This window comes from Dactylosporangium sp. CA-052675 (assembly GCF_050947935.1).
In the GTDB taxonomy this organism is placed as follows: Bacteria; Actinomycetota; Actinomycetes; order Mycobacteriales; family Micromonosporaceae; genus Dactylosporangium.
In genome coordinates, this window is sequence record NZ_CP192010.1 from 1750068 (window position 1) to 1776827 (window position 26760).

Here is a 26760-nt window from a genome sequence, read left to right on the forward strand (position 1 = left end):
CCGGAGAAGTCCGTCAGCCGGTGTGCTCCGCCATGGCCAGGAACTTGCGCTTCGACTCGAGCGCCTTCTCGGCCTCCTTGATGCGCCGCTGGTCGCCGGCGGCCTGGGCGCTCGCCAGCTGCTGCTCCGCCCGCGCCACCTGCTCGCGCATCTGGGCGAGCAGCGGGCTGGCCTCGGGCGGGGTGCGCCGCCACGCCGCGTCCATCGCGGCCTTGACCTTGTCCTCGACGGCGCGGAGACGGCGGTCCAGGCCGGCCTGCGACTCGCGGGGCACGCGGCCCACGTCGTGCCAGTTGCCCTGGATCTCGCGGAGCTTGTTCTGCGCGCCCTTCGGGTCGCCGTCGATGTCGAGGGCCTCGGCCTGGGCCAGGAGCTCCTGCTTGCGGTCGAGGTTGCCCTTGAACTCGGCGTCCCGAGCCGAGAATACCTCGCTGCGCCGCTTGAAGAAGGCGTCCTGAGCGGCCCGGAAGCGCTCCCAGAGCTTCTGCTCCGTGTCCTTCGCGGCGCGCGGGGCGGCCTTCCACTCGGTCATGAGGTCCTTGAGGCGCGCCGCCGTCGCGTTCCACTCGGTGGACTCGGACAGGCTCTCGGCCTCGACGACGAGCTCCTCCTTGCGGCCCTGGGCCTGCTTGCGGGAGGCGTCCAGGGTGGCGAAGTGGGCCCCGCGGCGGCGGGTGAAGGCGTCGCGAGCGGCGGCGTAGCGCTTCCAGAGCTCGCTCTCGGCCTTCTTCTCGACGCCGTGGATCGACTTCCACTCGTCGAGGATCTCCTTGAGCCGGTCGCCGGCCGTCTTCCAGCCGGTGGCGTCGGCCGCGATGGCCTCGGCCTCCTCGACCAGGGCGGTCTTGCGGGCGAGCGACTCGGCCCGGGCCGCGTCGCGGGCGGCCCGCGCGGCTCCGGCCTTCTCCTCGGCGATCGCCGTGAGCTTGTCCAGCCGGGCGGCCAGCCCGTCGATGTCACCGACGACGTGGGCCTCGTCGAGGCCGCTGCGCAGGCGCCGGATGGTGGACAGGGACTGGCCGGCGTCGGCGGCGCCGCTGCCGAGCCTCGCCTCGATCAGGTCGACCTCGGTCACCAGGTCGGCGAACCGGCGGGCGAAGTGGGCCAGGCCCTCCTCGGGTGTCCCGGCCTGCCAGGACCCGATTGGGCGCTCACCGGCGGCCGTCTTCACGAAGACGTTGCCGTCGGTGTCGATCCGTCCAAACTCCGTAGGGTCGCTCATCTGCCCATCCTCGCTCCCGGCGCCCGTAGGATCGGGTATCCCACCGTCACGCCGCCATCGCACAGCAAAGTTCCCCAGGGCATTCTCACAGGTGTGCCCCGGGGCCGGTCGAGGGCCTGCGGCCGAACCGTGACCATTCCGGTGCCATTCACAGGCCACACGGTTGCGCAGAGACCGTCCCCGATAACGTTAAGCCGTGTCACTCGTCGCCGCCGCGGTCTGCCCACATCCGCCACTCCTCGTGCCGGACCTGGCCGCCGGGGCCGCCTCCGAGCTCGACGACCTGCGGGCGGCCTGCCGCGCCGCGGTGGCGCACCTGGCGGATGCCTCGATCGACTCGCTCATCGTTCTCGGTTCTGATACCACGACGGTACGCCGTGCGGCCCCGTTCGGGGGGACCCTATCCCCGTGGGGCATCGACCGGCACATCGGCGACCCGGCGGGCGAGCCCCTGCCCCTCAGCCTGCTCATCGGTGCCTACCTGATGCCGGGCGCCGGAAACTTCCAGTCCGTCGCCGCCGATGCCGCACCCGGGGAGTGCGCGCGCCTCGGCCGCGACCTCGCCGCGGAGGCCGAGCGCGTCGGGCTGCTGGTGCTCGGCGACGGCTCGGCCTGCCGTACCGACAAGGCCCCCGGCTTCTTCGACCCGCGCGCCGAGGCCTTCGACGCGACCGTCGCCGCCGCCCTCGCCGGGGCCGACGCCGCCGCGCTCGCCGCGCTCGACCCGGCCCTGGCCGACGAGCTGCTCGTCGCCGGCCGCGCGCCGTGGCAGGTCCTGGCCGGCGCGGCCGAGGGTGAGATGCGGGGGGAGTTACTGTACGACTCCGCTCCGTACGGTGTCGCCTACTTCGTGGCCACGTGGGCGGCATGAGGCCCGTCGTCGCGATCGTCGGGCCGACGGCCGCGGGCAAGTCGGCGCTGAGCCTGCGCCTCGCGGAGGAGCTCGGCGGCGAGGTCGTCAACGCCGACTCCATGCAGCTGTACCGCGGCATGGACATCGGCACCGCCAAGCTCACCGAGGCCGAGCGGGGCGGCGTCCCGCACCACGTCCTGGACATCTGGGACGTCACCGAGCCCGCCAGCGTGGCCGTCTACCAGGGGCTCGCCCGCGCCGCCATCGACGACATCGCCGCCCGCGGCCGCGTCCCGCTGCTGGTCGGCGGCTCCGGCCTCTACGTGCGGGCCGTGCTCGAGGACTTCGACTTCCCCGGCACCGACCCCGAGCTGCGCGCCGAGCTGGAGCGGGAGCTGGACGAGCACGGGCCGGCGCCGCTGTACGCCCGGCTGCTGGCCGCCGACCCGGTCGCGGCCGGGCGCATCCTGCCCAGCAACGGCCGGCGCATCGTGCGCGCCCTGGAGGTCAACGCGCTCACCGGCACCGCCTTCACCGCGCAGCTGCCGCAGCCCCGCCCGGTGTACGACGCCGTCCATCTCGGCGTCGACGTCGACACGGCGGTGCTGGACGCGCGGATCGACGCGCGGGTCGAGCACATGTGGGCGCTCGGCTTCGTGGCGGAGGTCCGCGGCCTGCTCGACCGGGGGCTGCGGGAGGGGCGCACGGCGAGCGGCGCCCTGGGGTACCGCCAGATCATGAACCTCCTCGACGGGCTCTGCGGCCCCGAGGAGGCCCGCGCGGAGACGGCCCGTGCCACCCGGCGCTTCGTGCGGCGGCAACGGTCCTGGTTCCGCCGCGACGAGCGGATCATCTGGCTCGACGGCGCGGCGGCCGACATCACGCGGGCGGCCCTGCGCGCCGTGCGGCAAGATTGACGCCATGCGCTTCGCGAAAGGCCACGGCACGGGCAACGACTTCGTCATCCTGCCCGACCCCGACGGCACCCTGCCCCTGACCCCGGCCCTCGTCGCCGCCCTGTGCGACCGGCGCCGCGGCATCGGCGCCGACGGCGTCCTGCGGGTCGTGCGCAGCGCCGCCCACCCGGACGCGGAGGCGTCCTCGGCGGGCGCCGAGTGGTTCATGGACTACTGGAACGCCGACGGCTCGCAGTCGGAGATGTGCGGCAACGGGGTCCGCGTCTACGCGCGCTACCTCGCCGAGGCCGGCCTGGTCGCCCCCGAGGGCACGTTCGACCTGGTGACCCGGGCCGGTGTGGTGCCGGTCACCATGGGCGAGGAGATCACGGCCGGCATGCCGGTTCCCCGGGTGTACGTCCAGAGTGAGGCCGTCACGACCGGCACGAGCCTCGGCGGCACCGCGGTCGACGTCGGCAACCCGCACCTCGTGTGCCCCGTGGACGAGCCGACCCTGGACGGGCTCGACCTCACCCGGGCGCCCGTGACCGACCCGCTGATCTTCCCGGCCGGGGTGAACGTCGAGTTCGCCGCCGTGGGCCCGGCCCCGGCCGGCGCCGACCTCTACCGCCGGATGCGCGTCTACGAGCGCGGCTCCGGCGAGACGCAGTCCTGCGGCTCGGGCGCGTGCGCGGTCGCCGCGGTCGCGGTGCACCACGCCGGGCTGGAGTCCGGCACCGTGGTCGTCGACGTGCTCGGCGGCCGGCTCACCGTGACCGTGTCGCCGGTCGAGTGCCTGCTGCGGGGGCCTGCGGTCATCGTCGCGCACGGCGACGTCGACGCGCAGGCCGTCCGGCAGCTGGCGCCCACCTACTCCTGAGCCGGAGGCTCCCCGTCGGGGGTCGAGTCCAGCTGAGGGCCCTTCGCGGCGGCCCGCACGGCCGCGGCGACCGCGGGGGAGACCCGCGCGTCGAAGACGCTCGGCACGATGACCGTCGGGTTGAGCTTGTCCTCGCCGACCGTGTCCGCGATCGCGCGCGCGGCCGCGAGGGCCATCTCGTCGGTGAACTCGCGGGCCTGGGCGTCGAGCATGCCCCGGAACACGCCGGGGAACGCGAGCACGTTGTTGATCTGGTTCGGCTGGTCGGAGCGGCCGGTGGCGACGATCGCGGCGTGCTCGCGGGCCGCCCGCGGGTCGACCTCGGGGTCGGGGTTGGCCAGCGCGAAGACGATCGAGTCCTTGGCCATCGTGGCGATGTCGTCGCCGGTGAGCAGGTTCGGCGCGCTCACCCCGATGAACACGTCGGCGCCGCGCAGGGCCCCGCGCAGGTCACCCGCGTAGTTCTCCCGGTTGGTGTGCTCGGCGAGCCACTGCCACGCGCCCGACAGGCCGGTCATGCCGCGGTGCAGGGCGCCGGGCCGGTCGGTCGCGATCACGTCGCCGACGCCCTGGCGCAGCAGGAGCTTCATGATGGCTGTGCCGGCGGCGCCCGCCCCGCTCACCACGACCTTCACCCGCCCGATCGGCTTGCCCACCACGCGCAGCGCGTTCGTCAGCGCGGCCAGCACGCAGATGGCCGTGCCGTGCTGGTCGTCGTGGAAGACGGGGATGTCGAGCTGCTCGCGCAGCCGCTCCTCGATCTCGAAGCAGCGCGGCGCGGCGATGTCCTCGAGGTTGATCCCGCCGTACGCGGGGGCGATCGCCTTCACGATGGCGATGATCTCGTCGGTGTCCTGGGTGTCGAGCACGACCGGCCAGGCGTCGACGCCGCCGAAGCGCTTGAACAGCGCGGCCTTGCCCTCCATGACCGGCATCGCCGCGTAGGGCCCGATGTTGCCGAGGCCGAGCACGGCCGAGCCGTCGGTGACCACGGCGACGGTGTTGCGCTTGATCGTGAGGCGGCGCGCGTCCTCGGGGTTCTCCGCGATGGCCAGGCACACCCGGGCGACCCCGGGGGTGTAGGCGCGGGAGAGCTCGTCGCGGTTGCGCAGCGCGACCTTGGGCGCGACCTCGATCTTGCCGCCCAGGTGCAGCAGGAACGTGCGGTCGGAGACCTTGCGCACGTCGACCCCGTCGAGCTTCTCGAGGTCGGCCACGACCTGCTCGGCGTGGGCGGAGTCGGCGGTGTCGCAGGTGAGGTCGACGACCACGTTGGCGCTGTCGGAGTCGACGACGTCCACGGCGGTGACGATGCCGCCCGACTCGCCGACCGAGGTGGTCAGCCGGCCGATGGCGGACGCGTCGGCGATGACGGAGACACGGACAGTGATGGAGAACCCGGCGCTGGGTAATCTGTGTGTGGCTGGTGTCACGAGCCCATTCTCACCCTCCGCATCGCCCGCCGTTCGCACCGGGTGCGGATATCAAGTGCCGTCTTGCCCGCACAGGTGTCACGATTGACGGGTCGATTGCCGGATCATCGAGGAGAGTTTGCTTTGCGCGCACGAACGAGCTTTTCCGCAGACGCCTACGACGCGGACGCCGAGGAGTTCGAGGACTTCGTTGACGACGGCGATCTCGAACTCGAGGAGCGGCACGCCCTGCGGCGCGTCGCCGGGCTGTCCACCGAGCTCTCGGACGTCACCGAGGTCGAATACCGCCAGCTGCGCCTCGAGCGCGTCGTGCTGGTCGGGGTCTGGACCGAGGGCAGCGTCACCGACGCCGAGAACTCCCTCACCGAGCTGGCCGCGCTCGCCGAGACCGCCGGCTCCCAGGTCCTCGACGGGCTCATCCAGCGCCGCAGCCGGCCCGACTCGGCCACCTTCATCGGCCGGGGCAAGGTCGACGAGCTGCGCGCCGTGGTGCAGAGCAGCGGGGCCGACACCGTCATCTGCGACGGCGAGCTATCCCCGTCACAGCTACGGCAGCTGGAGTCGCGGGTCAACGTCAAGGTCATCGACCGCACGGCGCTGATCCTCGACATCTTCGCCCAGCACGCCAAGAGCAAGGAGGGCAAGGCCCAGGTCGAGCTGGCGCAGCTGCAGTACTTCCTGCCGCGCCTGCGGGGCTGGGGTGAGGCGCTCAGCCGGCAGGCGGGCGGCTCGGCCAGCGGCAACGGCGGCGTGGGCCTGCGCGGCCCCGGTGAGACCAAGCTGGAGATCGACCGGCGGCGCATCCGCACGCGCATCTCGCGGCTCAAGCGGGAGATCGCGGCGATGGCGACCATCCGCGACACCAAGCGGGCGACGCGGCGGCGCAACCGGGTGCCCGCGGTGGCGATCGCCGGCTACACCAACGCCGGCAAGTCCAGCCTGCTCAACCGCCTCACCGGGGCGGGCGTGCTGGTCGAGGACGCGCTGTTCGCCACGCTGGACACCACCACGCGCCGGGCGCGGGCCGCCGACGGGCGGATCTACACGCTCTCGGACACCGTCGGGTTCGTCCGGCACCTGCCGCACCAGCTCGTCGAGGCCTTCCGGTCCACGCTGGAGGAGGTCGCCGAGGCCGACCTGGTCCTGCACGTGGTCGACGGCTCCCACCCCGACCCCGAGTCGCAGGTCCGGGCCGTGCGCGAGGTGCTCGCCGAGGTCGGCGCGGACGCGGTGCCGGAGCTGCTGGTCATCAACAAGGTCGACGCGGCCGACGAGGAGACGCAGCTGCGGCTCAAGGGCCTGTGGCCCGCGGCCGTCTTCGCCTCCGCCCGCACCGGCGCCGGCATCGACGACGTGCGCGCGGCGATCGAGGAGGGGCTGCCGTGGCCGGCCATCGAGCTGACGGCCGTGGTGCCGTACGAGCGCGGCGACCTCGTCGCCCGGGTCCACTCGATCGGTGAGGTCCTCGAGACCGCCCACCTGGCCGAGGGCACGCGCATCCGGGCGCGGGTCACCGAGGGCCTGGCCGCGGAGCTCGCCCCGTACGCCATGTCCTCGTGATTACGCTGCGTTGCTGAGGCTGGTTACCTGGAGTGACAGCCGGACCGGGCAACCCCAAAGCCGGTCCGGCTCTGCCAGACTTGCGGGATGCGACGACGGGTGGTGCTCAGTTCGGCTGCGGTGCTCTGTCTCTCCGCCGGCGTCTCCGCACCGGCCGCGGCCTATGCGCCGACGCCCTCGGCGGCGGCCGGAGCGGGCACCGCCGTCTGCACCCCGAGCTCGAAGGACGTGAACGAGGTCTCCGGCCTCGTCGCCATCCCCGACGGCGGCTACTACGCCATCCAGGACAGCCAGCCCGACCCGGCCCGGTCCAAGATCTTCGTGCTCGACGCCGGCTGCAAGCTCACCAAGACGATCAAGTACGACCCGGGCCGGGCGATCGACCCCGAGGACGCCGCCCTGGACAAGAACGGCACGCTCTACATCGCCGACATCGGCGACAACGACGAGTCCTCGGGCGGCTCGAAGACGGCGCGGCCGACGGTGGCGATCTGGACCCTGGCGGCCGGCTCCACGACCCCCGTGGTCAACCGGCTGACCTACCCGGACGGCAAGAAGCACGACGCCGAGGCCCTGCTGCTCACCGGCGACGGCCTGCCGATCATCATCACCAAGGCGGCGCCCAACGAGATCTACGTCGCCGAGAAAGCGCTCGTGCCCAACACCAAGGAGGGCGTGAAGCTGCGCAAGGCCGGCGACTTCAAGGCGCTGGTCGACACCAAGACCTCCAACCCGCTCGGGCTGCTCGGCTGGAAGCTCATCACGGGCGCGGCGGCCTCGCCCGACGGCTCCAAGGTCGTCGTGCGCACACTGTCGGACGCCTACGAGTTCGACGTTCCCGGCGGCGACGTCATCAAGGCCCTGACCACGGGCAAGCCGCGCATCACGCCGCTGCCGAACGAGCCGCAGGGCGAGGCGATCACCTACACGCCGGACGGCAAGAACTACGTGACCGCCTCCGACCAGGACTCGTCGAAGAAGGCGCCGCTGCTGAAGTACACGCCGACGGACATCTCGGTCCCGACCGGCAACGGCGGGAACGTGCCCGCGCCGAAGGCCAAGGAGCAGTCGTTCCTGCAGTCGCTCACCCTGCAGGACATCACCTACGCGGTCGCCGCGCTCGGCGTCATCGGCCTCGGCCTCGTCATCGCGGGCGTGGTGGGCATCCGCCGCTCCCGCGCGACCCGGCGCGCGGCGGGGGCGGGCACCGGCAACGGCCGTGGGGACGCACCCGACGACGACTTCGCGATGCCGGCCGCGGTCGGCGGCGGCGCTCCCGGGGTCTACGGAAGCGGCGGCTCGGGCGGTCCCGGCGGTCCCGGCGGACCCGGGGTCTACGGCGGCGGTCCGGGCGGGCCCGGCGGTCCGGGCGGCCGTGGTGGCGGGGTGTACGGCGGTGGCGGCGGCCGGGACGGCGGCGGCAACGTCTACGGCGGCGGCGGCGGCGGTGGCGGTGGCGGTGGCGGCGGGGGCGGCCAGGGCGGCGGCGGTGTCTACGGCGGCGGTGGCGGCGGTGCCGAGCGGCCCGGGAATCGCCAGGGCGGCGGCGTCTACGGCGGTGGTGGCGGTAGCGGTGGCGGCCGGGATGGCGGCGGCAACGTCTACGGCGGCGGCGGAGGCGGCGGCCAGGGTGGCGGTGGCGGCGTCTACGGCGGTGGCGGTGGCGACCAGCGCGGCTTCGCGCAGGGCCCCCCGCCGCGCGGCGGCCGCGGCGGCTACGGGCCCGGGGATCAGGGCGGCTACGACCGCGGCTACGCCCCGCACCGCTGACGGACCCGGGCCGGAGGGCTTCCGCCCGCGGCGGGATGCCCTTGCGGATCGTGTGCAGGTCACGAGTTCGGCGACAGGTGGGCCGCACGCGCCGACGCCGTCGTCCCGGACGCGCGCGCGGCGCGAGCTGGGCCGCACGCGCCGACGCCGTCGTCCCGGACGAGCGCGCGGCGCGAGCTGGCCGGGAGACGCCGTCGGCGGTCGTGCCGGCGATGCGCCGCGCGGCCGGCGGCGCGCTCCTTGGCTGCGGCCCGAAGCGTTGCCGCCGGCCGTGGTGTAGCCCGTCCTCCTTGTCGACGGCGGGCGTCCCGGCGACTGCGGGCGGCATGCACCGGCTGGACCCGCGCCGGCCGCACGGGCTCGTCATGGTGGCCGGGGGGTTCCTGGATCCCGGCGGGCCGTCGATCGGTCCGTAGCGGACGGTCGGCGGCGGTGATGCGAGCGCGGACGGAGCCGCGCGCCGCTCGATGACCTGGAGCGGCGGCGTCGATGCGAGCGCGGACGGGCCCGCGCGCCGGGATCGATGACCTCGACAGACGGCGTGCGCGACGGTGGGATCCCGGCTGCGAGACGAACGCGCGGCCGGTTGCTGGACGACGTCGGCGTGTGCCCGTCCGGGCAGACGGAAACCGCCGCCCGGTGTGGTGACACGAGCGGCGGTCGGCGCGGGCTATGGAGGGGGGCGGGCTGCAGGTCAGATGCGGCGGACCACCGTGACGACGCGGCCCAGGATCGTCGCCTGGTCGCCCTGGATCGGGTCGAAGGCGGCGTTCTGCGGCATGAGCCACACGTGGCCGTCGCGGTTGCGGTAGGTCTTCACCGTCGCCTCGCCGTCGAGCATGGCGGCCACGATGTCGCCGTTGTTGGCGTTGGGCTGCTGGCGCACGACCACCCAGTCGCCGTCGCAGATGGCCGCGTCCAGCATCGAGTCGCCCTTGACCTGGAGCATGAAGAGCGTGCCCTCGCCGACGAGCTCGCGGGGCAGCGGGAAGACGTCCTCCACCGCCTGCTCGGCCAGGATCGGCCCACCGGCGGCGATGCGGCCGAGGACGGGCACGTAGGCGGGCGCGGGGCGCGCGGCGCGGGCGGCCTCCTCGTCGACCGTCACCAGCTCGCTCGGCGGCCGGACGTCCACGGCCCGGGGGCGGTTGGGGTCGCGGCGCAGGTAGCCCTTCCGCTCCAGCTCCTTGAGCTGGTAGGCCACGCTCGAGGGCGACACCAGACCCACGGCCTCGCCGATCTCGCGCACGCTCGGCGGGTAGCCGTTGCGCTCCACGGCGGCGCGGATGAACTCGAGGATGCGGCGCTGGCGGACGGTCAGGTCGGCCGCGAAGAGGTCGGGGAAGGCGCTGACCACGGCGGTGACCGCGCGCATCTCCGGCTCACCGCCGCGGCGGCGGGTGGAGCGCTTGGCGCCCGCGCGGCCGGCGATGGCGGTGACCTCGGCGCCGGGGCCGTCGATGAGCTCGTCCGGCTCAGTCGCGGGTGCGTCGGTGCGGTCGTCGGCTGACACGTCGTCCTCCCTCGTGTTGGCAGTCGCGGGGCGTTCGCCGCGCCTGCTGACGAGCCGTGGGGTGGCCCGTCACCCGGGGGCCCGCGCGGGTTGCGGTCCCGGTTGTCGCATCGGTGGCTCCCGCGCGCGCGGAAACCGGGGGTGTGGCGGCTCCCGCGGGTGCGGAGGCCCGGATGTCGCGTAGATCCGGTTGTCCCGATCGAAGGCCGATCGTGTGTGGATCACCGTAACGCCGGGGTCGGGCAGTTTCAAACATCTGTACTACGTGGCGCGCCGATTTTTCGGCGAGTTGCCTCGACACGGGTCTTCTCCCTCTGATAGACCATCGTACGGCTGTTCGATCGAACGCGTGTACGCAAAAGGGGGTCGACATGGGACGGCGGGCCGAAAACGGGCACAGCAGCGCGCCGATTCGCCTCACCGGACGGGGGCGGGTCGTGGTGTTCGGGTTCCTGCTGGCGATCACCGGCGGTCTCGTGGCGCTGGTCTCCGCGCCCGGGCAGGCCGCCGACCCGCCGTCGGGGCCGGCGCCGACGGTCATCGTGCAGCCGGGCGACACGCTCTGGGACATCGCCACGCGCACCAAGGGCCGCGAGGGCCGCGACGCGACGGTGGAGGAGATCCGCCGGCTCAACGACCTCAGCGGCTACGACATCGCCGCCGGGCAGCGGCTCGTCCTGCCCCGCCGCCGCTGAGCCGGTTCCGGAAAATCGCTCGCAATCACCCTTTGCCGGATATTTCGCCCGTCGCGGTATAAAACCGATACGTCAAGCCGGGAGCGGCCCGGCTCTTGAGACTCGCGACACAAAAGAGTCGGGATCCTCGTTTGACTTGCGTCGACGTAGGCATCGGCATAGCGTCTACCCCTAGATGTAGTAGTTACAGGGGTGTAAGTCGTCCACAGGTTGTGGATTCGGCAGCCTCTGTTCACTGGCTGTAGTGAACCGGCGAGCAGGCCTCACGAGGGCGCTCGTCCGGTTCGGTGTGCCCGTTTGTCCGGACTGCCCGGCGTACTGTGGAGAGAGGTCCATCGACATGCGGTGCCCGTACTGCCGGCACGCCGACTCGCGGGTGGTCGACTCCCGGGAGGCCGAGGACGGTCAGATCATCCGCCGCCGCCGGTCCTGCCCGGAGTGCGGGCGACGGTTCACCACCGTCGAGGAGGCGGTGCTCGCCGTGGTCAAGCGCAGCGGGGTCACCGAGCCGTTCAGCCGGACGAAGATCATCGCCGGGGTGCGCAAGGCGTGCCAGGGCCGGCCCGTCGACGAGGACGCCATCGCGGTGCTCGCGCAGAAGGTCGAGGAGACGGTCCGGGCCCGGGGCGCGGCGGAGCTGCCCAGCCACGAGGTCGGGCTGGCCATCCTCGCGCCGCTGCGGGACCTCGACGAGGTGGCCTACCTGCGCTTCGCCAGCGTGTACCGGTCGTTCGACTCGCTCGGCGACTTCGAGCGGGAGATCGCGGCGCTGCGGGCCGGGGCGGAGGCGCCGGCGCGGGAGCGCGAGTCGCCGGGGGACGGCTCCACGGTGCCGGCCGCGCGGGTCGGCTGACACCAGCAAAACGCACTGAGCAGGGCACATGGGCCGAGTGGGCCCGGTAAAGCGGACAAAAAGCACAAAACACCTAACGGTACGCACATGCGGTACCGATGATGACGCTGACTGAGGGGGCCGCGCATGGCGGGGGAGACGAAGACGAAGGCAACAGCGCGCAAGGACCAGCGGGAGGGGCTGCGGGTCGAGCGCGTCTGGACGACCGAGGGGGTCCACCCCTACGACGAGGTGACGTGGGAGCGTCGCGACATCGTCATGACGAACTGGCGGGACGGCTCGATCAACTTCGAGCAGCGGGGCGTCGAGTTCCCGGCGTCGTGGAGCGTCAACGCCGCCAACATCGTCACCACCAAGTACTTCCGCGGCGCCGTCGGCACCCCGCAGCGTGAGCAGTCGCTGCGCCAGCTGATCGACCGCGTCGTGACGACCTACACGAAGGCCGGCCGGGAGCACGGCTACTTCGCGACCGAGCGCGACGCCGAGATCTTCGGCCACGAGCTGACCTGGATGCTGCTGCACCAGGTGTTCAGCTTCAACTCGCCGGTCTGGTTCAACGTCGGCACCACGTCGCCGCAGCAGGTCAGCGCCTGCTTCATCCTCTCGGTCGACGACTCGATGGACTCGATCCTCGACTGGTACAAGGAGGAGGGGCTGATCTTCAAGGGCGGCTCCGGCTCCGGCGTGAACCTGTCCCGGATCCGCTCCTCCAAGGAGCTGCTGACCAGCGGCGGCACCGCCAGCGGCCCGGTGTCGTTCATGCGTGGCGCGGACGCCTCGGCGGGGACGATCAAGAGCGGCGGCGCCACCCGCCGCGCGGCCAAGATGGTCATCCTCGACGTCGACCACCCCGACGTGGAGGAGTTCATCGAGACCAAGGCCCGCGAAGAGGACAAGATCCGGGCCCTGCGCGACGCCGGCTTCGACATGGACCTCGGCGGCCGCGACATCGTGAGCGTGCAGTACCAGAACGCCAACAACTCGGTGCGCGTCACGGCCGAGTTCATGCAGTCCGTCGAGGACGACACCGAGTTCGGGCTGCGCTCGCGCCTCGACAACAGCGTCATCTCCACCGTCAAGGGCAAGGAGCTGTTCCGCAAGCTCGCCCAGGCCGCGTGGGAGTGCGCCGACCCCGGCATCCAGTACGACGACACGATCAACGCCTGGCACACGTGCCCCGAGACCGGGCGGATCACCGCGTCGAACCCCTGCAGCGAGTACATGCACCTGGACAACTCCAGCTGCAACCTGGCCTCGCTGAACCTGCTGAAGTACCTCAACGCCGACGGCACGTTCGCCGTCGAGCGGTTCGTGAAGTCGGTCGAGCTGGTCATCACCGCGATGGACATCTCCATCTCCTTCGCCGACTTCCCGACCGACAAGATCGGCGAGACCAGCCGCGCGTACCGCCAGCTCGGCATCGGCTACGCGAACCTGGGCGCGCTGCTCATGGCCAGCGGCCTCGCGTACGACTCCGAGGGCGGCCGGGCCGTCGCGGCGTCGATCAGCAGCCTCATGACGGGCACCGCGTACCGGCGCTCGGCCGAGCTGGCCGGGGTCGTCGGCGCCTACGACGGCTACGCCCGCAACGCGACCGCGCACGCCCGCGTCATGCACAAGCACGCCGAGGCCAACGCCGTCATCGGTACCGTCGGCGCCGTCGACGCCGCCATCAAGGACGCGGCCACGGCCCAGTGGGCGCTCGGCAACGAGATCGGCGCCAAGAACGGCTGGCGCAACTCGCAGGCCAGCGTCCTCGCCCCGACCGGCACCATCGGCCTCATGATGGACTGCGACACCACCGGCGTCGAGCCCGACCTGGCCCTGGTCAAGTTCAAGAAGCTCGTCGGCGGCGGCTCGATGCAGATCGTCAACCAGACCGTGCCGCGCGCCCTGCGCACCCTCGGGTACCAGGAGGAGCAGGTCGAGGCGATCGTCGAGCACATCTCGGCGCACGGCCACGTCGTCGACGCGCCCGGGCTCAAGCTCGAGCACTACAGCGTCTTCGACTGCGCCATGGGCGAGCGGACCATCGCGCCGATGGGCCACGTGCGGATGATGGCGGCCATCCAGCCGTTCATCTCCGGCGCCATCTCCAAGACGGTCAACATGCCGGAGGCGGCGACCGTCGAGGACGTCGAGGAGATCTACTACCAGGGCTGGAAGCTCGGCCTCAAGGCGCTGGCGATCTACCGCGACAACTGCAAGGTCGGCCAGCCGCTCTCCGCGGTCTCCTCGTCGAAGAAGGAGGAACCGGCGCCGGTCGTCCAGGAGGTCGTGAAGACTGAGAAGGTGATCGAGTACCGTCCGGTCCGCAAGCGGCTGCCGAAGAAGCGGCCGAGCTCGACCGTGTCGTTCTCCGTCGCCGGGGCCGAGGGCTACCTGACCGCCTCGTCCTACCCCGACGACGGCCTCGGCGAGGTCTTCCTCAAGATGTCGAAGCAGGGCTCGACCCTGGCCGGCGTCATGGACGCGTTCTCGGTCGCCATTTCGATCGGCCTGCAGTACGGCGTGCCGCTGGAGACCTACGTCTCGAAGTTCGTGAACATGCGCTTCGAGCCGGCGGGCATGACCGACGACCCGGACATCCGCCTCGCCTCGTCGGTGATGGACTACATCTTCCGCCGCCTGGCGCTGGACTTCCTCGACTTCGACACCCGCTCGGAGCTGGGCATCCTGACCTCGGCGGAGCGCGCGGCCCAGCTGCGCGCCGAGGCCGCGGGCAACGCCGGCGACTCGGACGTGGACCTCACCGAGATGCGCAACTCGGCCCCGGTGGAGAAGCCGGCCGCCGCCGAGAAGAAGCCGGCCGAGGTCGAGCCGCCGCGGCGGATCGGCTCCTCGACCGAGCTGCTGGAGCTGGTCCAGGGCAAGGCGGCCGACGCGCCGCTGTGCTTCACCTGCGGCACGAAGATGCGCCCCGCTGGCAGCTGCTACGTCTGCGAGGGCTGCGGCTCCACCAGCGGCTGCAGCTGACGAACGCCTCACGGTGCCCGGGTCCGCGCGCGGACCCGGGCACCGTCGTGTTCAGGACCAGGCGGCCGCGAGGCGGTCGAGCTCGGTGCGGTACTCGATCCGCTCGTACCAGTCCGCGGGGAAGCCCGCCTCGCCGTTGACCGCGCCGGCGAAGGCGCCCGCCAGGCAGGCGATCGAGTCCGAGTCGCCCGAGGAGGCGGCGCCGCGCGCGACCACGTCGACGGGGGAGGCGGGGAAGAGCAGCAGGCAGTACACGGCCGTGGCCAGGGCCTCCTCGGCGATCCAGCCCGCCCCGCCGGCCGCGCACGGGTCCGCGTCCGGGCCGACGAAGCGCACGGCGTCCTCCAGGCCGGTGAGCGCCGCCTTGCACTCGTCCCAGCCGGTCGCGGCGAACGCCTCCGGCGAGCCGGCCGCCGAGCGCCGCCAGAGCTGGTCGCCGAGCCAGTCGCCGCGGTACACCTGCCGCTGCGAGTCACAGCGGGCGCGCAGGGCCGCCGGGAGCTCGGCCACGGCCAGGCCGTCGAGCAGCCAGCGCACCGCGAGGGCGGTCAGCTCGGAGGCGGCCAGGCCGGTCGGGTGGCCGTGGGTGAGCGCGGCCTGCAGCTGCGACGCGCCCGCGCGCTCGTCCTCGGACAGGCCCGGCACCAGGCCCAGCGGGGTGACGCGCATGTTCGCGCCGCAGCCCTTGGAGCCGGACACCGTCGCCTCCCACCACGGCCTCCCGCGCTCCAGCGCGGCGCACGCCTGCATGCACGTGTTGCCGGGCGCCCGGTTGTTCTCGGGGCTGCGCGCCCACGCGACGAACAGCCGGTTCAGGTGCGGCTCGAGCCGGTCGGCGCTCAGCGGGCCCTCGGCGAGCGCGAGCTCGACGGCGCCGGCGACGGCCAGGGCCATCTGGGTGTCGTCGGTGACCAGGGCGCCCGGCGGCAGGTCGCGGGGGCCGCGCGGGCCGAAGGTGGCCACGATGTCCGCGTAGGACCGGAACTCCGTGGGTTTGCCGAGCGCGTCGCCGAACGCGAGACCGAACAGGGAAGCCTTCACAGACATGCGCCGAAGCTATACCCGCACGATCTCCACGCGGGCCGCCGGGTGACGGGCGCACACCTCGCGGGCGCGCTCCTGGGCCGCGTCGGACAGCGCCAGGAGGCGCACCGGGCCCGGCATCGACGCGACCGAGGCGTCGAGGCGGTCCGGGGCGGTCACCGGCAGGTGGTTGTAGATCGCGCCCGCGGTCGCGCCGGACGTGCGCTGGATCGTGGAGAGGAACAGCGTCATCCGGTACGACTCGTAGCCCGTGTCATCGCCGACGACGAGCACGGGGGCGTCGTCGGGCAGCCGCGCGGCCGCGCGCAGCAGCAGCCGGGCCTGGTCCGTGCGCGCCGCGACCGGGCCGGCCAGCCAGGCGCGTCCCCAGGAGCCGCCCGGTTGGGGCTGGTACGGCGTGTCGCCCCGCCCGGCCCCGGTCAGCGCCACGATCGCGACGAGGGCCGGCACCGCCGCCGGCAGCGAGCGGTGGCGCCGCGACACGGCCGGCGGCGGCAGGTGCAGCGCGACCGCGCCCGCGCCCACGAGCAGCAGGGCGAAGACGAGGTAGAGCGCCTTGTTCGCGTAGTACCCGCTGCCGACCCCGAACATCCGCTGCCCGGCCAGCAGCACCCCGGCGAACGCGGCGACGGGGACGAACGCGAGCGCGTAGCGCCGCCAGATCCGGCTGTGCCGCCCGCGCCGGGTCAGCAGCCCGGTCGCGACCAGCGCGGCGAGGGCGGCCAGGGCGTCGCGGCTCAGCACCAGGTACCCGATCGTGAACAGCGCGCCGGCCTGGTCGGCGAAGAGCAGCCCGTACGCCATCGGCGCGGCCGCGGCCACCCCGCACAGCGCGGCCAGGGCGAGCGCGACCGGGCGGCGGGCGGCCCGCCGCCAGTGCGTACCCAGCCAGATCAGCGCGGCCAGGCCGACCGGCGGCAGGTAGAGGTAGTAGGTGAAGCCGACCGCGGTGAGCAGCGCGGCGACGAGCAGCAGCTGGTCGCGCACGCGCGGGAGCGGCCGCACGAGCAGCGCCAGCAGCAGGACGGCCTCGGCCAGGCCCAGCACCTGGCTCGGGTAGCCGAAGCTCAGCAGCTCCAGCATTTCCCCGGCCGCGCAGACGGCGGCGACGAGCGCGGCCAGCGGCAGGCGCCGGGCCGGGGTCAGCGCGCCCGCGGCGACCCACTGGGCCGCCCAGACCAGGGCCAGAGCCAGGAAGGTGTACCCGGCGATCGTGAACCACAGATAGTGGGTCAGCATGGCGGTACCGCTGCCGAAATCGGAGCCCGAGGACCGGACGAACCCGTCGAGCAGCCCGGCCAGCAGGTGCGAGCCCTGCGGGTAGTCGATCATGCCGCCGTAGACGTAGCGCTCGGCCCGCGCGTGGTCGGTGAACAGGTAGCCGCCGGTGCGCCGGATCGCGTCGAAGACCGCCGCGTGCCGGCCCAGGTCCTCGCCGTCGAGCATGATCGCCAGGCGCCGGTCGGCCCCCGCGTGCCACACCGGCCACGCCGCGACCAGGCCCACGACGCCGGCCGCGGCGAGCGCGACCGCGTCGGACCAGCGCGGCCGGGGCAGGCTCGGGCGCCGCCCGGACGCGGCGGCGAGCAGGATCAGGGCGGTCGCGGCCGTCCCGGCCACCGCGACCGGGTGCAGCCCCCACGGCCAGACCGAGAAGCCCAGCCCGGCCGCGCAGGCGGCGCCGAGCAGCACGGCGGCCGCGAGCATCAGCCGATCGAGGAGGCTGCGGCCGCCGCGCAGCAGCGAGGCCGTCGCGAGCAGCAGCAGCGGCGGCACGACGGCCGCCGCGCGGGCCGCGACCAGGGCCGTGACCAGCAGCCACGCGGCCGCGACCAGGGCGGCGACGCGCAGTTGAACACGCCGGGAGGAGGGGTTCGGCACGTACATGTAACGATTTATCGGGAAACTTCGTGTCTGCCCGGTTCGTTAGTCCAACGTGACGACGCTGCGCGAGCGGTACGACCCCAAGGCCAACGGACTCGGCCTGCTCCGGCTCACCCTGGCCCTGTCGGTGCTGGTCGCCCACGCCTGGCCGCTCGGCCTCGGCCGCCCCAACCCCGGCCAGGGCCTCACCCGCGGCCAGACCGACCTCGGCACCCTCGCCGTCGACGGGTTCTTCGTGCTCTCCGGCTTCCTCGTCGCCGCGTCCGCGCGCAAGGGCGGGGCGCTGCGCTTCGCCTGGCACCGCTTCCTGCGCATCTTCCCCGGCCTGTGGGTGTGCCTGGCCGCGACCGCGCTCGCCGCCGCCGTCACCGGGCACGCGGGCGGCCTCGGCTTCGTGCGCGACAACGCCTCCGGCGCCGTGCACCAGTGGGGGATCGGCACCCTGTTCCTCGACACCCCCTACGGCCGCCTCGTGCAGGGCAGCGTCGCCAACGGGTCGCTGTGGAGCCTGGTGTACGAGCTGCTGTGCTACAGCGGCCTCACGGTGCTCATCGCCGCCGGGCTGCCGCGCCGCGCCCCGTGGGCCGTGCCGGCGCTCGCCGCCGTCGCCTACACCGTCATCGTCGTCGACGCGTGCCGGAACCCGACGACGCCGCAGTACCGCGGCGGGCTCGGCCCGTTCCCGCTGTGGGGCTACGTCGACCTGCAGCTCGCCTGCTACCTGGGGTTCCTGTTCCTGCTCGGCGCCTGCGCGCAGCTGTACGCGCACCGCATCCCGCTGACGTGGCCGATCGCCGTCGCCGCCGGCCTCGTGCTCGCGGCCAGCCTCGCCTGCGGGGGCTTCTTCGTCGCCGGGTACCCGGCGTTCGCCTACCTGATCCTGTACGCCGCGTGCGCCGTCCCGCCCCGGCTGCACACGGTCGGCCGGGAGCACGACTACTCGTACGGCATCTACATCTACGCGTTCCCGGTCCAGCAGGCCGTCGCGCACCTCGGCGGCGCGGCCTGGGGACTGGTGCCCTACGTCGCGCTGTGCGTGCCCGCGGTGCTGCTCGTGGCCGCCGGCTCCTGGCACCTGGTCGAGCGGCCCACCCTGGCCCTCAAGCACCGCGCGTTCCCGGCGCGGCACCTAACCTTGGCCCGATGACGCTGACGTTCTCCTGGCGGGGCGCCTTCACCTCGGCCGAGGTGTCCGCCCTGCACGCCCACTGCTTCGCGGCGCCGGGCGAGGCCGACTGGTGGGCCCGCGTCCAGGCCCACAGCCTCGGATGGGTCGTCGCCCGCGACGGGGCCGCGCTCGCCGGCTTCGTGAACGTCGCGTGGGACGGCGGCGAGCACGCCTTCATCCTCGACACGATGGTCGCCGAGCCGCACCGGCGCACGGGCGCCGGGACGCGGCTGGTGGCCCTGGCCGCCGAGGAGGCCAGGGCCACCGGCTGCCGCTGGCTCCACGTCGACTTCGAACCCCACCTCGCGCGGTTCTACCTGGAGTCCTGCGGCTTCACCCCGACGCCGGCCGGGGTCGTCTCACTGGTGCTTCCGTAGCGCCTTCAAGTCCTTGTGCGCGGTCTTGGCGGCCTCGCGGACCGGGGCCACCGCGGCCTTGATCGCGTCGCCGTCCGGCCCCGGCTTGATCGCCAGCAGCGCGTCGGTCTTCCCCGCGAGCGCCTTCTGCACGGCGTCGGAGCCCGGCGTCCTGCCCGCCACCGCGAGTTCGGTGTCGATGGCGGCCGTCAGGCGCACCTTCGGCCCGGTGAGGACGAAGACGCGGTACTCGTACACCATGCTCTGCGCGTCGGCCTTGACCCCGGCGGCCGTCGTCTCGCCCTGCAGCTTCGTCTTGAGCGCGGTGAGGCCGCCGCGCTGGTCGGCGACGAGTTTGGTGAGCGTGTCCTTGTGCGCGGCGGTGAGCTGTCCGGCACCGGCGATGGTGGCGTCGAACTGCTTGAGCGCGTCGAGCCGCTTGTCGATCCGCGCCGCGATCGCCTGCTTGGCCTGATCGAGGGTCGGGGCCGCGCTCGCGGGCGCGGCGAGCGCGAGGGCGGCCCCGGCGGCGACGGCCGAGGCCAGCAGGGTCTTGACGATTCGGTGCATCAGTCCTCATCCTCCGGAGCCTGGGCGTCCTTGCTCAGCAGCTGCCCGGTCTGGTCGAGCAGCCGGTCCACGTCCCCGCCGCCGTTGCCCGGGGCCTGCTGCCCGGCCGGTGCCGTGGTCGCGGTCGTCGCCGGCGGGGGCGCGGTCGCGGGCTGGTGCGCGCGGCCCTTGCCGCAGCCGCCCAGCAGCAGCAGCCCCGCCGCCAGCGCGATGACGAGCGTTCGTCTCATGCGGACATGGTGCGGGCCGCGGGTAAGCGAAACCCGCGGCCCGATGTAAGCGTTTCGTCAGCGGCGCACGGCCGCCGTGACTTCCACCTCGAGGAGCGCGCCCGGGCGGAACAGCTTTGACACCTCGACCGTGGTGCTGGCCGGGGGCGTGCCGGGGAACAGCTCGCGGCGCACGGTGCCGTACGCCGGCAGCATCCCCAGATCGGTCACGAACGTCCGGATGTGCGCGACGTCCGCGAACCCGGCGCCGTGCGCCTGCAGAATGCCGAGGACGACGCGGAAGATGTGCCGCGCCTGGGCCGCCATGTCCCCGTCGCCGACGAGCACCCCGTCGTCGTCGACCGCGATCTGCCCGGCGAGGAACAGCAGCGTCGCGTCGCCGGTGTCGACGCGCGCGACGTGCGAGTAGGGCCCGGCGGGCGGCGTCACACCCGCGGGGCTGTCCAGCATCATGACCATGGTTCAGGCCTCCTCATGGCCCGACACTATGGATCTTCCTCACATGCCACCAGCGAATGTCTGGCATGGCGGCCATGCGCTGTGCGAATGTCTTGAGTCGTGCAGACCGAGATGCTGGAGGTGTTCCGCGAGGTCGCGCGGCAGCGATCGATCACCGGGGCCGCGGCGACACTGCGGTACACGCAGTCGGCGGTGTCGCGGCAGATGGCCGCGCTGGAGACCGAGTTCGGGGCGCGCCTGTTCGACCGGCTCCCGCGCGGGGTGGCGCTGACGGCGGAGGGGCGCTGCCTGCTGGAGCACGCGTCGGCGGTGCTCGACCGCCTGGCCGCCGCCCGGCGGGAGGTCCGGGCGGTCCGCGACGCCGAGACGGGCCGCCTGCGGGTGGGTGCCTTCGCGACGGCGGACGCGGCGGTGGTGCCGCGGGCGATGGCCCGGTTCCGCTCGTCGCACCCGCACGTGGAGGTCTCGCTCGTGGAGGGCGTCACCGCGCGGCTGCTGCCGGCGCTGCTGGTGGGGGACGCGGACGTGGTGCTGGTGAACGCCGGCGCGGATCGGCCGTTCGCGGATGAGCGGTTTCGGGTGCATCATCTGGTGGACGAGCCGTTGCTGCTGGGTGTCGGCGGCTCGCATCGGCTGGCTGTGGGTCGCGGGGGAGTGGGACCTGATCCGACATCCATTCGGATGTCGGATATGTCGCCCCTGGAACCCGATTTCGGGCATGTCGCCGGGCCGCCTGACGCGACATCCGTGCGGATGTCGGACATGTCGCCGCTGGAACCTGATTTCGGTCGCACCGCCGGGTCGCTTGGAGCGACATCCGTGCGGATGTCGGACATGTCGCCGGGGGACGGCGAAAACGGGCGGCGGGTCGTTCGGCTGCGGGAAGTGGCCGGCGAGGCGTGGATCGCGGGGTCGGCACGGGCGGAGGAGACGCTGCTCGGGGCGAGTGCGCGGCTCGGGTTCCGGCCGCGGATCGAGTTCGTGGTGCAGGAGTGGACGGCGAAGTTCGGGTTCGTGGCGGCCGGGCTCGGGGTGACGCTCGTGCCGGGGCTCGCCGCGCGGACCGCGCCGGCCGATGTGGTGCTCCTGCCGCTCGATCCCGCCGAGGTGCCGCCGCGGACGGTGGTGGCGGCGACGCTGGCGGGGCGCACGGTGCCGCCGGTCGTCGAGGCGTTTCTCGCGACCCTGCGGGAGGAGGTGGCATTCGCGCTGCGGGACATTCCCCATGCGGAGGTGCCATAGCGGATCTGGCCGCCTGGAGGTGCCCATAGCGCTGGGAGAGGTGCCGATAGCGCCGGAGAGGTGCGGACAGCGCTGGCAGAGGTGCGGACAGCGCTGGGAGAGGTGCGGACAGCGCGCCTGCCCGGTGGGAGGTGGCGACAGCGCTGGGAGGTGCGGACGGCGTGTCTGCCCGCTGCGACGGGCGAGAGGGCGTCGGCTGCCCCGGCGCGGGTTGAGCGGCGGCCGGCCGGTGTCGGGGCCGGGGATGGTGCGGCGGGGAGCCCGGTCAGGCCTCCTCGGCCGGTGCCGGCTCCGGGAGGGGGGACGGGGTGTGGCGGATGCGCCGCAGGCCCACCGCGGCCGAGACGCCCGCCGCCGCGACGTCCGCGAGGGTGAACAGCAGGCGCGAGACGAGCGTCAGGGCCCAGGCTGTCGGCCACGGTACGCCCAGACCGGCCAGGGCGATCGCCATCAGGAACTCGCGCGCGCCGAGGCCCGACGGGGCGACGATCACGAACGTGCTGATGCTCATGGCCAGGGCCATGGCGAAGACGGAGCCGACCAGGCCGTGCACGCCGGGGAGGTGGGCGCGGACCAGGAACCAGATGTGCACGCCCGCGGCCAGGTAGCCCACGGCGCACCAGGCGCTGCTCACCAGGACCGCGCGCCACGTGATCGGGCGGTCCAGGGCCGGGCGGCGCAGGATGCGCATGGCGCGTCCGACCAGGTACGTCAGCAGCGGCGGATAGCAGCACGCCAGGCCGAACGGGAGCAGGATCACCGCGCACCAGACGGCCACGGCGGCGAAGGTGTGGTGGTTCGTCGCGTCGGCGCCGTCGAAGGCGACGCCGAAGCCGGGAGCGGTCAGCACCAGGCCGACCGTCACGCCCAGGCCGGTGACCACGGCCGAGCCGATGAAGACCTTCGCGCGCGAGACGCCGACGCGGCGGCCGAGCTCCATCTGGACCACGTACGCCCAGACCGTACCGGGCAGATATTTGCCCAGGGCGCCGATGAGCTGGATGGGCGCGGCGTCGCGGATGCGCAGCGGGTGGTCGAGACTGCCGACCATCGAGCGCCAGGCCATCATCGTGGCCCACAGGCACGCCACGGCGGCGGCCAGGGACGCGGCCAGCGACGGCCACGACAGGCTCCGGAACGTCGCCGAGACCGAGGACCACTGCTGGACGGTGGTGGCGACGATGAAGTACGCGATCGCGAGCACCGCGAGGATGCGTACCACCTGAATCACGCGGGCACGCCAGGGGCGGGCCGGTTTCGCGGGAGCCGCCGGGGCCTGCGTGCCGTCGTCCATTGCCACCCCACTCACGGTCGGTCACGCTAGCACGCCATCCGAGACCCCTAAGATGGCGCGATCCGAGGTGAAGGAGTCTGCCGTGCGGTACGTCGTCATCGGAGGAGGCATCGTCGGACTGGCGACCGCCCAGCGGCTGGTCCAGGACCGGCCCGACGCCCGGGTGACCGTGGTGGAGAAGGAGGCGGGCTGGGGCGCCCACCAGACCGGGCACAACTCCGGCGTCATCCACGCCGGGGTGTACTACAAGCCGGGTAGCCTCAAGGCCACGCTCTGCAAGGCCGGCAGCGCCTCGATGGTGGAGTTCTGCGCCGAGCACGGGATCGCCCACAAGGTCACCGGCAAGCTCATCGTCGCGACCGGGGCGGACGAGCTGCCGCGGCTGCGGGCGCTGTACGAGCGGGCCCTCGCCAACGGGCTCCCGGTGCGCATGGTGAGCCAGGGGGAGGCGCTGGAGTACGAGCCCGAGGTCGCCTGCGTCGAGGGCATCCACGTGGCCTCGACGGGCATCGCCGACTACAGGGCCGTGTGCGTGAAGCTCGCCGAGCTCGCCGAGAAGGCGGGCGCGATACTGCGGCTCAACACCGCCGTGGTCGGCATCCGGGCGAACGGGCGCGAGGTCGTCGTACGCACGACGACCGGCGACATCACCGCCGACGTGCTCGTGAACTGCGCGGGGCTGCACGCCGACCGGGTCGCCCGGATGGCCGGGATCAGCCCGCCGGCGCGCATCATCCCGTTCCGCGGGGAGTACTACGAGCTGCGCCCCGACCGCCGCCATCTCGTCAACGGCCTCATCTATCCGGTGCCGGACCCGCAGTTTCCGTTTCTGGGGGTACACCTGACGAAAATGGTCGACGGGAGCGTGCACGCGGGACCGAACGCCGTGCTGGCGATGGCTCGCGAGGGCTACACGTGGGGGCGGATCCGGCCCCGGGACGTGGCCGACGCCGCCACCTATCGCGGGTTGTGGGCGCTGGGGCGCAAGCATCTGCGGTACGGCCTCACGGAGGTCCGCCGCTCCCTGTCCAAGCGGCGCTTCGCCGAGAGCCTGGCCCGGCTCGTGCCCGCGGTGACCGCCGCCGACCTGGTGCCGGCCGCGGCCGGGGTGCGCGCCCAGGCGATCACGCCGACCGGCGACCTCGTCGACGACTTCCTCATCGTGACCGAGGGGCGGCAGGTGCACGTGCTCAACGCCCCGTCCCCGGCGGCGACGAGCTCGCTGGAGATCGCCAAGTACATCACCGCCCGTCTGCCGGTATAGGGTGCCCGCTGTGCGAAGGGTGCTGATGGCCGTCGTTGCCCTCTCCGCCGCGCTCGTCGCCGGGTGCGACGACGCCGGCGCGAGTCCGGCCGCCCCGCCTTCGACCGCCCCGGCGGCGGCCGCGGGCGGCGCGTGCCAGCTGCTGGACTTCGGCATGGTGAACGCGAAGCTCGGCCTGAACCTGAGCGTGGCCGCGGGCGCGTCGATGGACAACTCGTTCAGCTGCGTGCTGCAGACGGCGGCCGGCAGCTATCCGGACCTGGTGCTGTCGGTGACCACGACGACCATCGGGGCCGACGTGTTCAGCTCGGCCATCGCGCCCAAGGACGGGCAGGCGGTGCCGGGGCTGGGCCTGGTCGGCTACCAGAGGCCGACGCCCGCCGCGGAGAAGTCCGGCCCCGGTGCGGAGAAGTCCGGCCCCGGCGTGGAGGTGGGCTGGCTGGCGGGCAACAAGCGGATCATCAAGCTGTCGCTGCGGCTGGCTCCCGATGCCGGGGACGAGCAGGCCGCAGCGGACATGCCCAAGATGGTTGAGCTGGCCAAACTCATCGACCTGAGCAGTCTGTGACGGCGATGTTGCGCTGAGTTCTCGGTTTTTCCGTGCATGCTAGCGTTGATATGAGCTGAACGGCCGACGCCGGTCAGAGGTGGGCCCGACGGAATTGCTCCTCCGGATCGCCGAAGTATCGCCACGGCCAGATCGCCGGCCGGTCGCCCCCGAGTTCGAGGTGCGTGCGCAGGCGCTCGGGTTCGCCGGCCTGGTGGTAGAGGGCCGCGAACGCCTGGTGGGCGCTCATCGTCCACGGGTGCGTGGCGAAGTCGCCGTAGCCGGCGACGAGGCGGTCGGCGGCGGCGTCGGTCTCGCGGCGGACCTTGGTGTCGGCGAAGTACCGCCAGGCGCGCCAGAACCGGCCGACGACGTTGCCGCGCAGCATCCCGTCGACGTAGCCCTCGATGTGCGCAAGGGCAACGAGCGCGTGCAGAGGGTGACCGTCGGGGCGCTCGGCGCTGCGGGTCCGGGCGAAGGCGATAACCTTGTCCTGGTTGCCGTACCAGCGCCGGGTGAGGCCGGTCAGGTGCCGGGTGTGGGCCGCGTAAAGGTCGGGCTGCAGCACGCACGCCCGCTTGAACGCGTCGGCCGCCTCGGTCCTGTGCAGCGGGGCGCAGACGACGGCGCCGGCGAGCTCGCTCCACGGCACCGGGTCTTCCCGCGAGAGCGCGGCGGCCTGGCGGAGCGCGGTTCTGGCCTCGGCCACGAGGATCTTCTGCTCCTGGACCAGGCGGTCGGTCGCCAGGGGGCCGGTGTGGTTGTCCTCGCGGGTGGCCCAGGCGGCGGCGGAGAGCGCGGCGCCGAGGAGGAGCCAGCGTTCCGGGCGGTACGCCTGCTGGGCCGCTACCTCGCGGAGTTGGTCGAGGCGCTGGGCGCCGGCGGCGCCGAGGATCGCCACGGCGTGTTCGCGGTGGGCTGGGTCGTCGGTGGCGGCGATCAGTTCCAGGGCCGGGGTCGGGTCGGCGTCGTCGGCCAGGGTCCAGTGGGCCTTCTCCAGGGGGTCGTCCGAGAAGGCCTGATCGAATGCCACGTGCTCAGATTAGGTGCGGGAATATCGGACTTGTGGGCTTGAGTACGGGAATCACCCGAGGTTGAGGGATTAGCCCGCTTTGGGCGATGTGTCCCCGTCGCAGCCGGCGGCGTTTTCGGGCCTGGTTGCGTTGGTCGAGCCGTCGACGACGTGACGCGGGCGCTCGCCGCCGGGTCGCACGTGCTCGGATACCCGCAGGGCGCGGCCGGGTCGATCCCGGACAGGTCGGGTGCGCGTCGGGATCGACAGGTGTGGCGCCGTGAGTTGCTGGCCCTCTGCGGGTTGTGGGCTATGCGGTGCGGGTGTGGGGCGGTGGCTGTGGACCAAGGCGAACAACGGTGTTGTGGACCAAGGCGAACAACGGTGCTGTGGACCAAGGCGAACAACGGTGCTGTGGACCAAGGCGAACAGCGCCGGTGCGAGCGCGGGGCGGTTGGGATCAGGGCCTGTGGTGGTAACCGACCTGTCCGGCGAACGGATGCGGCACTTGCGGCACGCTGGGCGGTGGGTGCCGTCAGAGTTGGCGTGATAAATCGTGATATTTGCGGTTGGTTGCTATGTGCTCATGGTGAAAGATTTACTGAGTCCGCTCGTCGTAGCGGGCTCTCGACGCCGCCACGTCGGCTCTGTGGCGTTCGGCCCACGTCGTCAGAGCGGACAGGGCCGCCTGGAGCTCCAAAGCCATCGGGGTCAGTGAGTACTCCACCCGGGGCGGCACGGTCGGGTAGCTCGTGCGCACGACCAGGCCGTCGCGTTCCAGGTTGCGCAGGGTCAGGGTCAGCATGCGCCGGCTGATGCCGGGAATCCTGCGCTCCAGGGCCGAGAAGCGGATCGGGCCGGGGGCCGCCGCCACCAGGATCGACACGCTCCACTTGGAGCCGACCCGGTCCAGCACGTCCTCGACGGAGCAGGGGCCGCACTCCGCAGAGGGGAAGGGCGGTGGTGGGTGCTGTGACATGCGCGGTCCCACCACCCCTCCCGAACGAAACGGACCAGGCCGCCGCGACGAAGCACCCAA

At 73.0% G+C, this 26760-nt stretch carries 24 protein-coding genes; 13 read left to right on the top strand and 11 right to left on the bottom strand.

The features are described 5' to 3' along the window. Positions 1-13: 13 nt before the first annotated feature. Entirely contained in the window at positions 14-1222 is a 1209-nt protein-coding gene (locus tag ACQP1P_RS07830) for a DUF349 domain-containing protein (protein ID WP_433084497.1), read from the bottom strand. Between the two features lie 196 nt (positions 1223-1418). Here ACQP1P_RS07830 and ACQP1P_RS07835 point away from each other — a divergent pair, with 196 nt between their 5' ends. Genes ACQP1P_RS07835 through dapF form a run of 3 tightly spaced genes read left to right on the top strand, consistent with a single transcriptional unit; the run spans position 1419 to position 3851 of the window. Further along, the gene (locus tag ACQP1P_RS07835) at positions 1419-2093 is read left to right on the top strand and encodes a hypothetical protein (protein ID WP_433084499.1); all 675 of its coding nucleotides are present in this window, start codon (positions 1419-1421) and stop codon (positions 2091-2093) included. Continuing rightward, positions 2090-2992 carry a tRNA (adenosine(37)-N6)-dimethylallyltransferase MiaA gene (gene miaA / locus ACQP1P_RS07840; RefSeq protein ID WP_433084501.1) on the top strand — a complete coding sequence of 301 codons (903 nt, stop codon included), beginning with the start codon at positions 2090-2092 and terminating at the stop codon, positions 2990-2992. The genes ACQP1P_RS07835 and miaA overlap by 4 nt, the downstream gene beginning before the upstream one ends. 4 nt (positions 2993-2996) lie before the next feature. Then, positions 2997-3851, top strand: coding sequence for a diaminopimelate epimerase (dapF, locus tag ACQP1P_RS07845; RefSeq protein ID WP_433084503.1), 855 nt, complete (start codon positions 2997-2999; stop codon positions 3849-3851). Here the strand turns inward: dapF and ACQP1P_RS07850 are convergent. Then, the gene (locus tag ACQP1P_RS07850) at positions 3842-5284 is read right to left on the bottom strand and encodes an NAD-dependent malic enzyme (RefSeq protein ID WP_433084505.1); all 1443 of its coding nucleotides are present in this window, start codon (positions 5282-5284) and stop codon (positions 3842-3844) included. The genes dapF and ACQP1P_RS07850 overlap by 10 nt on opposite strands. A 228-nt stretch (positions 5285-5512) precedes the next feature. On the opposite strand from ACQP1P_RS07850, the gene hflX reads away from it, so the two are divergent. After that, entirely contained in the window at positions 5513-6844 is a 1332-nt protein-coding gene (hflX, locus tag ACQP1P_RS07855; protein WP_433089902.1) for a GTPase HflX, read from the top strand. Positions 6845-6931: 87 nt separating this feature from the next. After that, entirely contained in the window at positions 6932-8614 is a 1683-nt protein-coding gene (locus tag ACQP1P_RS07860) for a hypothetical protein (RefSeq protein ID WP_433084507.1), read from the top strand. Positions 8615-9308: 694 nt separating this feature from the next. Here the strand turns inward: ACQP1P_RS07860 and lexA are convergent. Continuing rightward, entirely contained in the window at positions 9309-9989 is a 681-nt protein-coding gene (gene lexA / locus ACQP1P_RS07865; protein ID WP_350622156.1) for a transcriptional repressor LexA, read from the bottom strand. Between the two features lie 509 nt (positions 9990-10498). Here lexA and ACQP1P_RS07870 point away from each other — a divergent pair. The 3 genes from ACQP1P_RS07870 to ACQP1P_RS07880 all read left to right on the top strand — a co-directional run bounded on the left by ACQP1P_RS07870 (position 10499) and on the right by ACQP1P_RS07880 (position 14651). Then, the gene (locus ACQP1P_RS07870) at positions 10499-10822 is read left to right on the top strand and encodes a LysM peptidoglycan-binding domain-containing protein (RefSeq protein WP_433084509.1); all 324 of its coding nucleotides are present in this window, start codon (positions 10499-10501) and stop codon (positions 10820-10822) included. Between the two features lie 340 nt (positions 10823-11162). After that, positions 11163-11675, top strand: coding sequence for a transcriptional regulator NrdR (gene nrdR / locus ACQP1P_RS07875; protein ID WP_433084512.1), 513 nt, complete (start codon positions 11163-11165; stop codon positions 11673-11675). A 126-nt stretch (positions 11676-11801) separates the two neighbouring features. Next, on the top strand, positions 11802-14651 hold the full coding sequence (locus ACQP1P_RS07880; protein WP_433084515.1) for a vitamin B12-dependent ribonucleotide reductase: 2850 nt from the start codon (positions 11802-11804) through the stop codon (positions 14649-14651). Positions 14652-14702: 51 nt separating this feature from the next. On the opposite strand, the gene ACQP1P_RS07885 is transcribed toward ACQP1P_RS07880, so the two are convergent. Together ACQP1P_RS07885 and ACQP1P_RS07890 are read right to left on the bottom strand one after the other, a co-directional pair. Continuing rightward, a complete protein-coding gene (locus ACQP1P_RS07885; RefSeq protein WP_433084517.1) occupies positions 14703-15698 on the bottom strand; it encodes an ADP-ribosylglycohydrolase family protein in 996 nt (331 codons plus the stop codon). Between the two features lie 9 nt (positions 15699-15707). After that, positions 15708-17582 (bottom strand): hypothetical protein, encoded by a 1875-nt coding sequence (locus ACQP1P_RS07890; RefSeq protein ID WP_433084519.1) that lies wholly within the window; start codon positions 17580-17582, stop codon positions 15708-15710. 49 nt (positions 17583-17631) lie between these two features. Between ACQP1P_RS07890 and ACQP1P_RS07895 the strand changes: the two genes are divergently transcribed. Continuing rightward, entirely contained in the window at positions 17632-18726 is a 1095-nt protein-coding gene (locus ACQP1P_RS07895) for an acyltransferase family protein (RefSeq protein WP_433084521.1), read from the top strand. Next, complete coding sequence (locus tag ACQP1P_RS07900) at positions 18723-19124, top strand: GNAT family N-acetyltransferase (RefSeq protein ID WP_433084523.1); 402 nt, start codon at positions 18723-18725, stop codon at positions 19122-19124. The genes ACQP1P_RS07895 and ACQP1P_RS07900 overlap by 4 nt, the downstream gene beginning before the upstream one ends. On the opposite strand, the gene ACQP1P_RS07905 is transcribed toward ACQP1P_RS07900, so the two are convergent. Genes ACQP1P_RS07905 through ACQP1P_RS07915 form a run of 3 tightly spaced genes read right to left on the bottom strand, consistent with a single transcriptional unit; the run spans position 19107 to position 20362 of the window. Further along, entirely contained in the window at positions 19107-19673 is a 567-nt protein-coding gene (locus ACQP1P_RS07905) for a hypothetical protein (RefSeq protein WP_433084525.1), read from the bottom strand. The two genes, ACQP1P_RS07900 and ACQP1P_RS07905, sit on opposite strands and share 18 nt — an antisense overlap. Continuing rightward, the gene (locus tag ACQP1P_RS07910; RefSeq protein WP_433084527.1) at positions 19673-19903 is read right to left on the bottom strand and encodes a hypothetical protein; all 231 of its coding nucleotides are present in this window, start codon (positions 19901-19903) and stop codon (positions 19673-19675) included. Before ACQP1P_RS07910 ends, ACQP1P_RS07905 begins: the two co-directional genes overlap by 1 nt. 57 nt (positions 19904-19960) lie before the next feature. Next, positions 19961-20362: a RidA family protein gene (locus ACQP1P_RS07915; protein WP_433084529.1), complete on the bottom strand. Its 402-nt coding sequence runs from the start codon at positions 20360-20362 to the stop codon at positions 19961-19963. Positions 20363-20461: 99 nt separating this feature from the next. Between ACQP1P_RS07915 and ACQP1P_RS07920 the strand changes: the two genes are divergently transcribed. Next, a complete protein-coding gene (locus ACQP1P_RS07920; protein ID WP_433084531.1) occupies positions 20462-21604 on the top strand; it encodes a LysR family transcriptional regulator in 1143 nt (380 codons plus the stop codon). 265 nt (positions 21605-21869) lie between these two features. Here the strand turns inward: ACQP1P_RS07920 and ACQP1P_RS07925 are convergent, their stop codons facing one another. Next, a complete protein-coding gene (locus ACQP1P_RS07925; protein ID WP_433084533.1) occupies positions 21870-22835 on the bottom strand; it encodes a lysylphosphatidylglycerol synthase domain-containing protein in 966 nt (321 codons plus the stop codon). A gap of 145 nt (positions 22836-22980) precedes the next feature. Between ACQP1P_RS07925 and lhgO the strand changes: the two genes are divergently transcribed. Both lhgO and ACQP1P_RS07935 read left to right on the top strand, forming a co-directional pair. After that, a complete protein-coding gene (gene lhgO / locus ACQP1P_RS07930) occupies positions 22981-24162 on the top strand; it encodes an L-2-hydroxyglutarate oxidase (RefSeq protein ID WP_433084535.1) in 1182 nt (393 codons plus the stop codon). A gap of 10 nt (positions 24163-24172) precedes the next feature. After that, on the top strand, positions 24173-24730 hold the full coding sequence (locus ACQP1P_RS07935) for a hypothetical protein (protein WP_433084537.1): 558 nt from the start codon (positions 24173-24175) through the stop codon (positions 24728-24730). Between the two features lie 73 nt (positions 24731-24803). On the opposite strand, the gene ACQP1P_RS07940 is transcribed toward ACQP1P_RS07935, so the two are convergent. After that, entirely contained in the window at positions 24804-25742 is a 939-nt protein-coding gene (locus tag ACQP1P_RS07940; RefSeq protein WP_433084539.1) for a hypothetical protein, read from the bottom strand. A 577-nt stretch (positions 25743-26319) separates the two neighbouring features. Next, the gene (locus ACQP1P_RS07945) at positions 26320-26700 is read right to left on the bottom strand and encodes a winged helix-turn-helix transcriptional regulator (RefSeq protein ID WP_433084541.1); all 381 of its coding nucleotides are present in this window, start codon (positions 26698-26700) and stop codon (positions 26320-26322) included. Positions 26701-26760 lie beyond the last annotated feature (60 nt).